Origin of the sequence: Nitrosomonas communis (assembly GCF_900114745.1) — a bacterium.
Classification (GTDB): Bacteria; Pseudomonadota; Gammaproteobacteria; order Burkholderiales; family Nitrosomonadaceae; genus Nitrosomonas; species Nitrosomonas communis_A.
Window position 1 is genome coordinate 66,291 of record NZ_FOUB01000012.1, and the last position, 12,857, is coordinate 79,147.

At 42.6% G+C, this 12,857-nt stretch carries 14 protein-coding genes and 1 pseudogene; 4 read left to right on the forward strand and 11 right to left on the reverse strand.

The window, feature by feature from the left end; all coding sequences use genetic code 11:
- Positions 1–7 precede the first annotated feature (7 nt).
- Both BM122_RS06830 and BM122_RS06835 read right to left on the reverse strand, forming a co-directional pair.
- Positions 8–928, reverse strand: coding sequence for an NAD-dependent epimerase/dehydratase family protein (locus BM122_RS06830; protein WP_074904626.1), 921 nt, complete (start codon positions 926–928; stop codon positions 8–10).
- 6 nt (positions 929–934) lie between these two features.
- Complete coding sequence (locus BM122_RS06835) at positions 935–2,764, reverse strand: fatty acyl-AMP ligase (protein WP_074904628.1); 1,830 nt, start codon at positions 2,762–2,764, stop codon at positions 935–937.
- 837 nt (positions 2,765–3,601) lie between these two features.
- Here BM122_RS06835 and BM122_RS06845 point away from each other — a divergent pair.
- Both BM122_RS06845 and BM122_RS06850 read left to right on the forward strand, forming a co-directional pair.
- Positions 3,602–4,057 (forward strand): hydrogenase maturation protease, encoded by a 456-nt coding sequence (locus tag BM122_RS06845; protein ID WP_074904632.1) that lies wholly within the window; start codon positions 3,602–3,604, stop codon positions 4,055–4,057.
- 286 nt (positions 4,058–4,343) lie between these two features.
- The gene (locus BM122_RS06850; protein WP_256211932.1) at positions 4,344–4,742 is read left to right on the forward strand and encodes an IS30 family transposase; all 399 of its coding nucleotides are present in this window, start codon (positions 4,344–4,346) and stop codon (positions 4,740–4,742) included.
- A gap of 386 nt (positions 4,743–5,128) precedes the next feature.
- Here the strand turns inward: BM122_RS06850 and BM122_RS06855 are convergent, their stop codons facing one another.
- The 4 genes from BM122_RS06855 to BM122_RS06870 form a co-directional block, all read right to left on the reverse strand.
- A complete protein-coding gene (locus tag BM122_RS06855; RefSeq protein ID WP_074904636.1) occupies positions 5,129–5,791 on the reverse strand; it encodes a histidinol-phosphatase in 663 nt (220 codons plus the stop codon).
- Complete coding sequence (hda, locus tag BM122_RS06860; protein WP_074904659.1) at positions 5,788–6,468, reverse strand: DnaA regulatory inactivator Hda; 681 nt, start codon at positions 6,466–6,468, stop codon at positions 5,788–5,790. The genes BM122_RS06855 and hda overlap by 4 nt, the downstream gene beginning before the upstream one ends.
- Positions 6,469–6,544: 76 nt before the next feature.
- Positions 6,545–7,051 (reverse strand): Hsp20/alpha crystallin family protein, encoded by a 507-nt coding sequence (locus BM122_RS06865; RefSeq protein ID WP_074904637.1) that lies wholly within the window; start codon positions 7,049–7,051, stop codon positions 6,545–6,547.
- A 61-nt stretch (positions 7,052–7,112) separates the two neighbouring features.
- Positions 7,113–7,634: a BCAM0308 family protein gene (locus BM122_RS06870; protein ID WP_074904639.1), complete on the reverse strand. Its 522-nt coding sequence runs from the start codon at positions 7,632–7,634 to the stop codon at positions 7,113–7,115.
- A gap of 236 nt (positions 7,635–7,870) precedes the next feature.
- Between BM122_RS06870 and BM122_RS06875 the strand changes: the two genes are divergently transcribed.
- The gene (locus BM122_RS06875; RefSeq protein ID WP_074904641.1) at positions 7,871–8,500 is read left to right on the forward strand and encodes a phosphoribosyltransferase; all 630 of its coding nucleotides are present in this window, start codon (positions 7,871–7,873) and stop codon (positions 8,498–8,500) included.
- On the opposite strand, the gene BM122_RS06880 is transcribed toward BM122_RS06875, so the two are convergent.
- The 5 genes and pseudogenes from BM122_RS06880 to amrB all read right to left on the reverse strand — a co-directional run bounded on the left by BM122_RS06880 (position 8,501) and on the right by amrB (position 11,626).
- Positions 8,501–9,139, reverse strand: coding sequence for a dienelactone hydrolase family protein (locus BM122_RS06880; protein WP_074904642.1), 639 nt, complete (start codon positions 9,137–9,139; stop codon positions 8,501–8,503).
- Between the two features lies 1 nt (position 9,140).
- Positions 9,141–10,232, reverse strand: coding sequence for an AmmeMemoRadiSam system radical SAM enzyme (gene amrS, locus BM122_RS06885; protein ID WP_074904644.1), 1,092 nt, complete (start codon positions 10,230–10,232; stop codon positions 9,141–9,143).
- A 26-nt stretch (positions 10,233–10,258) separates the two neighbouring features.
- On the reverse strand, positions 10,259–10,480 hold the full coding sequence (locus BM122_RS24935) for an AMMECR1 domain-containing protein (RefSeq protein WP_256211933.1): 222 nt from the start codon (positions 10,478–10,480) through the stop codon (positions 10,259–10,261).
- Complete coding sequence (locus tag BM122_RS24940) at positions 10,480–10,815, reverse strand: AMMECR1 domain-containing protein (protein ID WP_256211934.1); 336 nt, start codon at positions 10,813–10,815, stop codon at positions 10,480–10,482. The genes BM122_RS24935 and BM122_RS24940 overlap by 1 nt, the downstream gene beginning before the upstream one ends.
- Positions 10,805–11,626 (reverse strand): annotated as a pseudogene (gene amrB, locus BM122_RS06895) (AmmeMemoRadiSam system protein B). The gene BM122_RS24940 and the pseudogene amrB overlap by 11 nt, the downstream one beginning before the upstream one ends.
- 1,030 nt (positions 11,627–12,656) lie before the next feature.
- Here amrB and BM122_RS06910 point away from each other — a divergent pair.
- On the forward strand, positions 12,657–12,857 hold a 201-nt coding region (locus BM122_RS06910; RefSeq protein ID WP_143083342.1), incomplete at its 3' end, for a transposase.

Here is a 12,857-nt window from a genome sequence, read left to right on the forward strand (position 1 = left end):
AAAAAATCTATAGTTTGATCAATTGTGGCAATGTATCACAGAGGCGGAAATTAGGATACCAGTTCACTAAATTTCGCTGCAGAGGCGCTATATCGCACACCCAGTCTGGATGTTGTAACTCACATACTTTTCCAGGAGTCAGCATTGGCGAATAGCCTAATAAGCGAGACGTCCATAAATTAGCATGAGCAATTAATTGAAGTATTAGATCAGGCAATCTAATACATCTGACAGGCTTTCCTAAAATATCTTGTGCGATCGCAGCCACCGATCGATAGGTATAACCACCAGGTGTGCCATCATCAATCTCAAAAGTTCCCTTAATGGGTTTATCAGCACACAACCAATATTGAATTGCTGACACCAAATCATTAACATGTAACAATCCGAAATGATTAATTAAATCACCCATAGAAGGTAGCACACCGTAGCAAGTTGCCTTAAAAAGGGGCTGAAGTTCTTTATCACCAGGACCATATACAGCTGCAGGACGAAAGATCGTACATGGCATATTATCTGAACAATTATTGATTAGTTGCTCAGCTTTAAACTTACTAGTGGCATACCATGACAGCTTTGATTCTCTTGCTGCCAGAGAAGATATAAAAAGGAAGCGAGGACTTAAGTTTTGTTGCAAAATTGCGCGCAGGAGATTATCTGTTCCCACTACGTTATTCTGTAGGAAACTTTCTAAAGAGTTACCTCTTACTGCCCCAGCACAATGTATGACGGCATATGCTCCTGAGACAAGCCGTCTCAGCGACTCGTGGTTATCCAAGTCTCCATATACCCACTCTAGATTTTCTCGTTTTACAGATGGTAGCTTCCGAGTTAATGCGCGAATTCTCCATTTACTTTTTAGCAGAGTATCAAGCAATGCTCGGCCGATAAACCCAGTGGCGCCCGTTACTGCCACTACTTGTGACATTTACGATTATCTGTCTCCAGATTGAACTACAGATATCTGATCAGCCATATTTGCACGTTGAAGAAACCCTTGACGTGCTGCAAAACGCGACAGCTTACCAGATGATGTTCTTGGCAGCGTATGAGGTGGCACTAATTCAACAAGGCAGTTAACACCAAAAGCCATATAAACCATTTGTTGTAATCGGCTCATGAGTGATTGCCTTTCTTCCACGGAGGTTAAACGGCACTCAACCACTAATACGACGACTGTTGTATCATCAGATCCACTAATTCCAAAAGCTGATGCTTCGCGTGATCTTACTTCAGGTTGTTGTTCAGCAAGTTCTTCTATATCTTGAGCACGAATATTTCGGCCGTTAACAATAATGACATCAGTACGACGTCCCGTAATGTACAAATCACCTTCAAGAGTAAAGCCAATATCACCTGTATCAAGCCATTTTCCTGGTTTTAGTGCTTTATTGGTTTCTTCATGGTTATTAAAGTATCCGGTCATAACGCTATCTCCCCGGACTAACACACTTCCAACCATCATCTGAGGTAATTCTTCTCCATTATCATCAACAATCTTAACTGTATGTTCAGGAAGTGGTCTGCCACAATTGACAAACTCATTAAATTTTCTACCTTCTGCTTGTACCCGAACTGCCATTTTCTTTTCTACTAACGTTTTGGTATCAACCTGTATACTCATTACACCCTGGTTAATCTTCGAAAAAGATACCGCAAGAGTAGATTCTGCCAAGCCATAGCAAGGTAAAAAAGCACGCTCATCAAAACCTGCTGCAGAAAATTTATCTGCAAAATTTCTTAAAATATCTGGTCGAATCATTTCAGCTCCGATACCCGCTGCACGCCAACAGCTTAGATCAAGCTCCTTCAAATCAGACTCACGAACTCTTAATGCACAAAGTTTGAGGCCAAACGGCTGACTAAAAGCAATAGTACATCGGTTACGACTAATCAATTTCAACCATTGTAAGGGTCTAATTGCAAAATCTCGTGTTGCCAGATAATCCACCGATAACTGCGCAGCCATTGGCGATAATACGAGGCCTACCAACCCCATGTCATGATAAAACGGAAGCCAAGAAGCACAACGATCACTTGCGCGCACTTCTAATCCGTTACGTACGATTCCACGAAGATTACACATTAAGGCCTGTTCTGTTATAACAACACCCCGAGGCATTCGTGTACTACCTGAGGTAAATTGTAAATAAGCAGTTTCTTCAGGGGAATTGGGTTGAAAAACCACTTCTATCTCTGGAAGCAACTCAAGTTGACTTGGTGTTCCGACCCATTGTAAATGATCAGCATTTAAACCTTCAGCAGCTTCTTCAAGAAAACCAACAAAATCAAGATTAGCTATTGCAACACTTGCCTGGCTACTTTCAAGCATACCGCGCAATTGTCGAACATATATCGCATGACTACCAAGATTAACCGGTATTGGCATGGCAAAAGGAACAAGACCTGCATAACGACACGCAAAAAACAACTCAATAAACTCAGGTGTCGTATCAGCAATTAGTGCTACACGATCTCCACGTGCCAATCCAAGACTAGACAGGCGGCGAGCCCCCATAAGTGCATGTTGTTTAAGAGCACTATAGGAAAGTACCGATCGTACCCCACCCTTGGCATCATAAAAATTGTATCCTGTCGCTCCGTCTGCTGCATATTCCAGCGCATCCGTCAACGTATCAAAATCTGCTAATCGTTGAGGCAGCGTGTTAGCTGTAGGTGTCGCTGCCATTGACAATTTGCTTGAAGGCTGAGTATCAGATTCTTGCATTAGCGGATCCCCCAGCGTAATTATTGTCGAACTCAAGATCTTCCCCTCGAAGTAATGGTGCTGGTCATCTTATTCTAAAACTATATTAACGCAATAATCCCCAAAGACATTCTTATCAATGCGTTAGATAATCATCCATACGCTTCTATTTTTCGTTGCTTATTAAATACAACTGTCTCATATTCGCTGACGAAGGAGCTTATAGTAAGGGTGATTTCCCTGTCAAGGTTATATTAATTATGTGTTGTTTTATAGCAACAGTCTTATTATTAAGCCAATCTATAAGACTCTAATTTCTAATTTAAATTTTATGATCAAAAATTTAAACTTGATGCATAATTAACGTTACAATGAGCAGTAATTTCAAGCTGATCTTAACCGTATCAATAGAACTATTCTTTTTCAAAAAAAAATTAGGCGAAATCCAGAATCATCTTTAATTTGATCCAGAAACAATATTTGATAAAACAAATAAACTGGGAATCTTGTAAACCGGCAGTATCAGATTTTAAAGTATTCACTGCCATAATTTCTGCCAATTCCGCTTCATACTTATAAAACAATATTAAGAAATAACAAATAGGCAGGCAATAATGCATTTGGATACAATCTACTCTTCAACGTAAGAAGAGGCACTGTTCTGACATTAAATATCGTCAGAAGCAAAAATAGGATATTGCTTTAAGAGTAAAAATAAATTAATTGAATATTGAGTACAGCAATACTCTTTCTCATATGCACCCAAGCCGTTAAAAATCACTCAGGCTAATTATGACACGACATATCAGATAGTTAACGACAAATATCCATAAAAAACTAGCCAGTCCTGAATTTTTTCCGGTACTTCTCTAAATAGTATACTTGACATTACTCATGCCCAGACTGCTGTTATTTGGCTATGGTAACCCAGGTCGTGGCGATGACGCACTTGGTCCTAATCTTATTGATCATATTTCATTATTGGGATTTAGCCATGTCGAATGCCAAAGTGATATGCAGCTCCAGATTGAGCATGTAATGGACGTGGCCAGATGTTATCAGGCATTATTTATCGATGCAGATCTATCATGCGCGGAACCATTTATTTATTCCAAAGTAGTAGCAGAAAAAGACAGGAGCTACTCGACACATGCCATGACTCCATCGACCTTATTACACGTGTATCAGGAAGTGTATAGACAGGCTGCACCACAAACTTTTTTACTTCGGATTCGAGGCTACCATTTTGAGCTTGGCGCTACGCTAAGCAACAGAGCAAACGCAAATCTTGATGCAGCAGTGAAGTTTGTCAGCAGATTATGTGAAATGGATAATCTCAAAATCTTATGAAAAATTTCGTACCATCCATCATTTCTTCAAATGAATAGATGAAGTTTCGTTTCGATAAGAACAGGCGAATTCAAGTTCGAAGTGATTTTTATAAGGTTAACAAGAGGCAAGCTGCGATAGTATCTGAGCTTTTTGAACGGTCAAATAAGAGAGCACAGATGAAGCATTGTCAGCAGCTCACCCGAGAGTAGCGCTATCAGATTGAGATTACGGAAAGCAGAAGAAGCAGGTTCAAACCAAGGGAAGATAGCGAATAGTCCCTCTATGCAGACAAATTGGGGATAATTTGTGGCAACCTATGCGCCGTCAGAAACCGCGGCACAAGTGCCATGCAAACGGGAGAGAGCGGTATGGCACAATTCGCAACCAGGCCAGCATCGATGATCGACTCAAGTTGGTTGACCAAAGCGCGCGTATAGGTGATTGGGAAAGCGATACCTTGATCGCCAAGCACCATCAGCGGGTACTGGTTACTGTGGCAGAGCGGAAATCGCGCGATTCCTTGGCGGGCCGACTACCAGTCAGACATGCTGAAGGAGCAACAGAAAGGATCAATAATCTGCCACCTCCCCACCAGCACAAATATCACACAGTAACATTTGGGAATGGCAAGGAGTTTGCCATAGGATTCACCCTAGATTCCTCAATTGAGATTTATTTGGCAACCGATGGAATCCAATGCTAGCCTTGGTTTCAGGCTAGAAACGGTAACTGCTCCTTATTCCATTTCTAAATCAAAACTAACTTTGTCGGCTTCACCTTGCCGTATTATTTATACTGTCTGCGGCTTGCCTTCGTGCCATTTTTGATTTAGAAATGGAATTAGCTACTGCAAATAAGCAGGAAGCCAAGCATAGCAACACTTTCGTTTCATTTTGATTTTTTTATTAAAATCTCACCTGACTGCCTTAAGCTATATGATTCTTGAACGATTTAATGAGCTTCAACTGAGTAAAATGGGTTAATTTGAAGAATATCACACTTATGAGATGTTTTTTTAGAGCTAAAATTTATCCAATAAACTCATCTCAACATAAGCCAACGAAGAAAATTTTTCCTTTCCTACAAAAACTACCGCAAGCTAATAATTGGCCACCCATTCCGCTGTGCATACCCCTCAAGGGTAGCATCAGGATCAACGGCAACAGGGTGCGTCACTTTCTTCAGAAGTGGCAAATCATTCAGAGAATCACTGTAAAACCAGCTTTCCAGAAAAGAGAGCCAAGTAAGATTATGCTTATCCAACCATTGCTCCAATCGCGTGATTTTTCCTTCTCTGAAGGAGGGTATTCCTGATACTCGGCCTGTGAATTGACTTTCTTTTTGTTCTGGCTCAGTTGCAATTAGGTGATCAATGCCCAATATCCGCGCAATTGGTGCAGTTACAAAACTGTTGGTTGCTGTTATGATGATGCATAAATTACGTTCAAGTTTATGCTTAGCAACCAGATCATGCGCACCAGGCGCAATCAATGGTATGATTTTTTTTTGAATAAATTCACTGCGCCATGCATCAAGCTGCTCTCGTGGGTGACGTGCTAATGGCTTTAGCTGAAAATCGAGAAATTCATGAATATCGAGTGTACCTGCTTTATATTGCTCATAAAATTCGATGTTGCGCGCTTCATACACTTCACGATCAAGCACTTTCTGTTCAATTAGAAATTGCGCCCATTGAAAATCACTATCTCCAGCAAGTAGCGTATTATCTAGATCAAATAAAGCCAACTTCATAAGGCAACCTGTAATAATTCACGCAATAAAGGAAGTGTTATTGGGCGCTGTTTAGTAAGAGAATAGCGGTCCAATGCATCAACTACTCTGATCAGAGCAGGTAAATTGCGCTGCTCATGCTGCAGCAAATAATCACAAATCTCATAAGGCAGCTCAAATCCGCAACTGATTGCATGATTCTTCATAGCTTCTCTCTTTTCCTCATCGTTTAATTCATGTACCTGATAAACCAATCCCCAGGCAAGACGCGTAACTAAATCTTGCCGTAAAGACAGCCGTGCAGGGGAGACTTCACCACTTACCAAAAACAATGCATCTCCCTCCTCTCGCACTTGGTTATAAAAGTTAAATAATCTGATTTGTGCAGCTGCCCCCAATCGCTCTACATTATCAATCGCCATACAACGAAGAGAAGCTGCATCAAACGCAAACTCACTATTAATTTCGCATGAAACATAAATTGCTTTAAGCTGTTGTTGAACAAATGCCTCAGCTACCGCCTGCAACAAATGGCTTTTACCACATCCAGAATTACCCCATACGTAAATAAAACGCTCCAAGCTTTGATTTATCAAAGTATTTTTAAGCGTTTGCAGCAGCTCAAAATTATGCCCTGGAATAAAGTTCTCCAGTGTGGGAGGCCGTGGTGACGAAATATCGAGTAATAGTTGTTTCATGGATGCATGCATGCTGGAACCATTTCAAGAACAATCCTGCATCATTTACCTATCGGCACAATCATCAATACCTACTTCAGGATAAACGAACCATTCTAGACTTACAGTTGCCAACTTTTGGCAAACGTATAGTCAATACACCATTCTTGTAATTAGCTTCTGCTTTATCAATATCCACATTGTGTGGCAATGGGATCGATCGCTGAAAGGATCCATAAGCACGTTCCATAATATGGTAAGTACTATCATGGGTAACCCTTTCGAAGCGTTTTTCTCCGCTTAAATAGAGCTTGTTCCCATCAATGGTAATTTGCCAATCTTCCTTCTCAATACCAGGTGCTTCCACGCGCACAACGATCTCCTTATCTGTTTCCTCCAATTCTCCTGCTAGCAAACCCCATCGTGGAAAAACGGATAGCTGACTTTCACCTTCCGTAGTCACTTCATTTTTACTACGGCCAAAATGGGTTAGCGCTTCTCCACTCCGAGTAAGCAATTCGCGCCAACCATCAGAGAGATTTTCCCATGCGCGCCCAAATTCACGACCGATGTTTTTTCCTGCTTCTTTTAATGATTCCAGCATAATTACCCTTCCACTTCATCATTTAAAAAATACATTAATCATTGTTTTATGAACAATGATACTATGAACGTGACCAATTCACTCGCAGCAAGTTTTCTTGCGGATTATAATGAAACTCGAGCTCGCCCTGATAGGAATCGTGGATCTTTTCGCCCATCCCGCGAGCAAGATGAATATCTGTAGTAGTAATTAATGTGGAATCAGGTTTTTCTTCAATCTCCATGATGCGCTTAAGGGGATGTTCTGCACGCTGGTACTTTTCCTCATGATGCACTAGCTGCATGATTTCATCGCGATGCGCTAAAAAAAAAGGTCCTTCCAGAGTTAAGAAACCCGCCGGATAGTGATCATGAATACGATGGCAAGCAGAGCACATTTCTTGATGTGCGTTTGCTGGCGCAGATAACCACTGCCAGCGTCCCTCATGAAAAACTGCATTACATTCCGGACAGACAGTTGGTTCATGTAACTTACCTCTGGCTTTATAAGCATCATGCACTCTCTCTTGGTAAAGCTTATCGTGTCGAGCTACCTTCTGGAAGCCAGGGGGGATTGTAGAAAAACTTTTATTAGAATGACTCATAGCACATGCCTCCTTTAATGAATATGAAATATAAGTGTTATGACTTAATTTAATAAGGCACAAAGTTCAATTTAGATCATATTACTTTTTGAGCGATCAAAACTATGGATTTTGCATTCTCAAGTCTCATATCCTACCTCTCTTTTAAATGATTAACCAGACTGCCGCCATAAAACCGATTACACTATCCATTTAAGCGGATGATTTGAGTAACAGCCAGAAAGGAGGAAAAAGAAATGTTTCGTGATCGTAAAGAAGCAGCTATCTTATTGGCAAAGCAACTGAATCCGTATCATGACCAACATCCATTGGTCTTAGCGATTCCACGTGGCGCAGTACCAATGGCGAAAATTATAGCCGATATGCTAAATGGTGACATGGATGTTGTGCTCGTGCGTAAATTACGTGCCCCCGACAACCCGGAATTTGCAATTGGCTCAATAGATGAAACAGGTTGGACATACCTGGCAGAATATGCCCATCAAGTGATCAGCGATCCAGCTTATATTGAGCAGGAAAAAACCACCCAACTCGAAATCATGCGTGAACGGCGCAATAATTACACACCAATTCGTCCACCTCTTGATCCAGAAGGACGTATTGTCATCATAGTAGATGATGGTTTGGCAACCGGCTCCACTATGATTGCTGCTCTACATGCCATACGCGCTAAACATCCTCAAAAATTGATATGCGCAGTACCCGTTGCACCACCTGATACTTTGACTAAAGTTACACCTTATGCTGATGAGATGGTTTGCCTTGAGGCACCAGAACTGTTTTACTCAGTAGGACAATTTTACCAGTCATTTCCCCAAGTTAGTGATGAGGAGGTGATTGCGCTATTAAGAAAAAACGACGAGTAATTATTTCTGAATATTGAAATGCTGGACAAACCAGTCTGCTGCATGGCGTGCAACCTGTTCCAGCGTCCCAGGTTCCTCAAATAAATGGGTTGCTCCTGAAATCAAGGTAAGCTGCTTTTCGCAATTCAATAATGAATAGGCTTGTTGATTTAATTCAATCACGCCGTAATCTGCTCCACCAACAAGTAACAAGGTAGGAGCATTAACTTGTCTTAAGGCTTGTTCACCAGCGAGATCAGGGCGCCCACCGCGCGACACGACAGCAATAATTTTATTCCCCAATTTTGCGGCTGCTTGCAGTGCAGCGGCAGCGCCTGTGCTGGCACCAAAATATGCTACTTGCAATGAGTGCGTCTCCGGTTCATCTTTCAACCATGATGTTGCAGCAAGCAAACGTCGTGTGAGTAATTCGATATCAAAGCGTGTTGCATAATCCCGATCTTCTTCTTGTGTCAGCAGATCAAATAATAGCGTGCCTACACCATGATCCTGTAGCACTTTGGCTACATAGGTATTACGGGGACTAAAGCGACTACTACCACTGCCATGCGCAAATAACACTATACCTGCTGCAGAAGATGGCAGCACTAATTCACCATTTAGCTGGACAGCGCCATCCTGAATCAATACTTCACTCATACTAACCTCCTATAGTAACTGGAATGCGCCGTCTGCCAAATGTCTCAGCATATTCACCAAAACGTCCTACAATAGCAGTGTCGCAATCAGGACAATGCCCGTGAGAAGTGAGACGATACTGGGCGATTTCATACCAATCACGCTCAATCAAGGGTACACTACATGATGGGCAAAAGGTGATATCTCCCTCTTCATTATGCACATTTCCCGTATAAACGTACTTGAGTCCTGCCATGTGGGCAATGTTACGCGCCCGAATAAGCGTACGCACTGGAGTACTGGATATTTCAGTCATTTTGTAATCCGGATGAAACGCCGTGAAGTGTATCGGCACCTCCACACCAAGTTCTCTCGCCACCCATTCACACAGGGCCTGCAACTCTTCTGTAGAATCATTAAGTCCGGGGATTAATAATGTGGTTAGCTCAAGCCATACCTGCGTTTCATGCTTGAGGTATTTCAGTGTCTGAAGCACCGGCTGCAAGCGAGAGCCAGTTTGCTTGACATAAAATTCCTCTGTAAATGCTTTCAGATCGACATTAGCAGCATCCATTTTAGCGAAGAAATCGCGTCGAGGCTCAGCATGAATATACCCGGCAGTAACTGCTACGGTCTTAATACTTCGCTCATGACATGCATCGGCCACATCCATGGCATATTCTGCAAAAATGACCGGGTCGTTATAAGTAAAAGCAACACTTTTACAACCTAAACGTTCAGCAGTTTGCGCAATAGCTTCTGGGCTTGCCTGATCAGCAAGCTTGTCGAAACTACGTGATTTGGAGATATCCCAGTTCTGACAAAATTTGCAGGCAAGATTGCACCCTGCAGTGCCAAATGACAGTACACTACTGCCCGGATAAAAATGATTCAGCGGCTTTTTTTCAATAGGATCGACACAAAAACCCGAAGAACGACCATAGGTCGTCAGCACCATTTCATCATCTAGTCGACCACGCACGAAGCAGGCCCCGCGCTGTCCTTCATGCAATTTACAATCACGTGGACATAAGCCACATTGGATACGTCCATCATTCAACCAATGCCAATATTTAGCAGGATATCGTTCTGCACTGCTAATCGGTTCATCCATTTAGGTATTCCTCCATATCTTCAACTTCATGCCATTTGGTTATGGTATAACGCGACAGCTTGATTCCTCCTGCCCAAAAATCTGCAGGTAACCCTGCCTTCCGCTTCAACATAGCGAAAAAACTGATGAGGCTGTGAAAGCTCTTGCCATACCTGGGGTAGAAATGTACTGCGATAGCAACCATATTCAAACACGATGCCGTCTATACCTGGCCGCAGCTGCGCCAGCGCATCCGCTTCGTCCTGCACTACTCCTGCACTACCATTGCCAGCCTCGATGACAGCAACGAAATTTCAATATGGGTATCATCAAACTCAGCGGTACGCAAAGGGACAAGGCGCGAATCATGTAAAGCAGCAAACACCGCATTACTTTTGACATCCATTAATAATGATCGTTGCGCCTCAAGTGAGCCAATATAACCACGCAACTTCCTATCCTGCATCAGCGTAACAAAACACGCACCCAACTCTTGCAGCCAAGGCGCACGCTCATCGCTCTCCGACCGATACGAAATATTCAAAGCACGAGCAATCGCAGCCCATCCAATCGATAATAGCTCTTTTCCTTGATCAGGCAGCATAATTAGTGTTCCCAAGAGATGAATAGGGCAATGTAAAAACAAATGCACCATAACCCACTACCTGCTCGCGCGGGCCTGCGGTATCACCCGAGTTGCGCAAATCCAGTAAATGCGGAGTCAAGTGATGTTTGCGTGCAGCCAGCATCAGGCCATTAATGGGTATCGCACCACAGGCATGCTCATGATCGACGGATTAGTTTAATTGAAGAATAGAGGAAACAGTCTTACTATCTTCACGTTGCGCTATAGCATAGGGTTGATAGTGCGAAAGATCGGAGCTCACAATAATCAAGGTTTCTTCACTTCCCCACAAACAGTCCAATACTTCAGCCACCTCCTCAGCCGAGGCCATCCCGACCACCAAAGGTACAATCGAGAAATCTGTTAAGGTACTTTGCAGAAATGGCAATTGCACTTCCAATGAATGCTCCAACACATGCGCTTGCGGACTGACCGTCACCTGGGGCAAATGTATGATGTTGGTGATAGCGGCTGTATCAATCATCATTCGACCTAATGGTGAGGTAAAAGCATCGACATTCGGTAATACTAAACCACGTACTGCAACACGGTGCGCAGGGCCTAGCAAGATGACACGCCGAATACACTCAGCAAAGGAGCAAAGCGTGACATACGCCGACGCCGCAATCGCACCCGAATAGATATAGCCAGCATGCGGCACAATCAATGCTTTAGGTATTGATTTATGTGGTTGGGCAGTACTCAATAATTGCTCGATATGCTCAACCAGTTGTTGCGAATCGGCTGGATAAAATAGCCCTGATACAGCAGGGAAACGGACGGTAACCATGAAAAATTTCCCTCAATCAGATAACCATTAATATAAGGGTAATCTCTGGAAAATCAAACAAATATCAATTAGAACCAATCATTGCGAGATTAAAAAACAATAGAATTAATCAAGAGCATACCGTATCTAGATATTGCTTATGCAAATTGATCACGCTGCTCCATTCCTGAAATTGCATCACCGCGGCAAATGTCGCAAGTGGCAAGCCTAGGATTATACCCAGATAAAGTACAAACACCGGAATTCCTACCAAGAGCCGAATTAGTACAGCAAATTCTAGCCCAATCATCCATAAACCCATCACTTAAAAATCGCTCATCAGTATAATGACGGCAATCTGACCACGTCAGAGTTCTGACAGCACACGGTCAGTCTCATACATAAGCGGATACAGCTGCTTTCGTCAGATTGTCGGGATCCATTCATTGATCTGGGAACTCAAAGAATTTTTATCACGGAGCAGGTAAAATAACACAATGGGTGCAAGCAATGAATGCATTAAGAATCTAATATCGCTATGCGGCTAATGTTTAGTGAAGACAATATTTTAGCAGCAATACCTTCAGCACGCGCTTTCAGTGCTCTGCCAAGGCTTGTCTGAGCACGGCTACATCGGCCTGCAGATCGGCTCCTAACATTGTCTGCAGCCATGGAAAATATTGTTTTTTTAATGGTTGCAAAGTAATTTAGGGCACATTCAAGCAAGCGCATAATTTCCTTCTCAAACAATGGTATACGGTCAAAACCAAGGCAAAAAGTGCACCGAGTGGTAGGAGCATAACCAACACCGTTCTCAAAGTTTGAGAAAATTTTTTGATTAACAACCAGGAAACGAGAGGGTTACAGATATAAGCAATAACTCTGTCAAGATAAAAGGCGTTATTATTGGTTTAGGAGACAAATCAGCGCTCCAAGCACACCGATTAAAATGATCCACTAGGGTCTGTTGACGTTTTAAGATAAGTATTTCATAGATAGAAACAAACTCGTAATATTGGGGTTCCTACACCACCAACAAAACGAGTTTGCGATGCCCCGAATGATGCTCAATGATGAGTACTGGTCGAAGCTGGAGAAGATTCTGCTTCAAGAATCGATTTATAACAAGCGCAATCTGCGCATGACGGTAGAAGGCCTACTGTATCGAATGCGGGTTGGCTGTCCGTGGCGCGATCTGCCCAGGGTGTTCGGCTGCTGGAATTCTATCTATAAAAGATTCAATGCCTGGTCA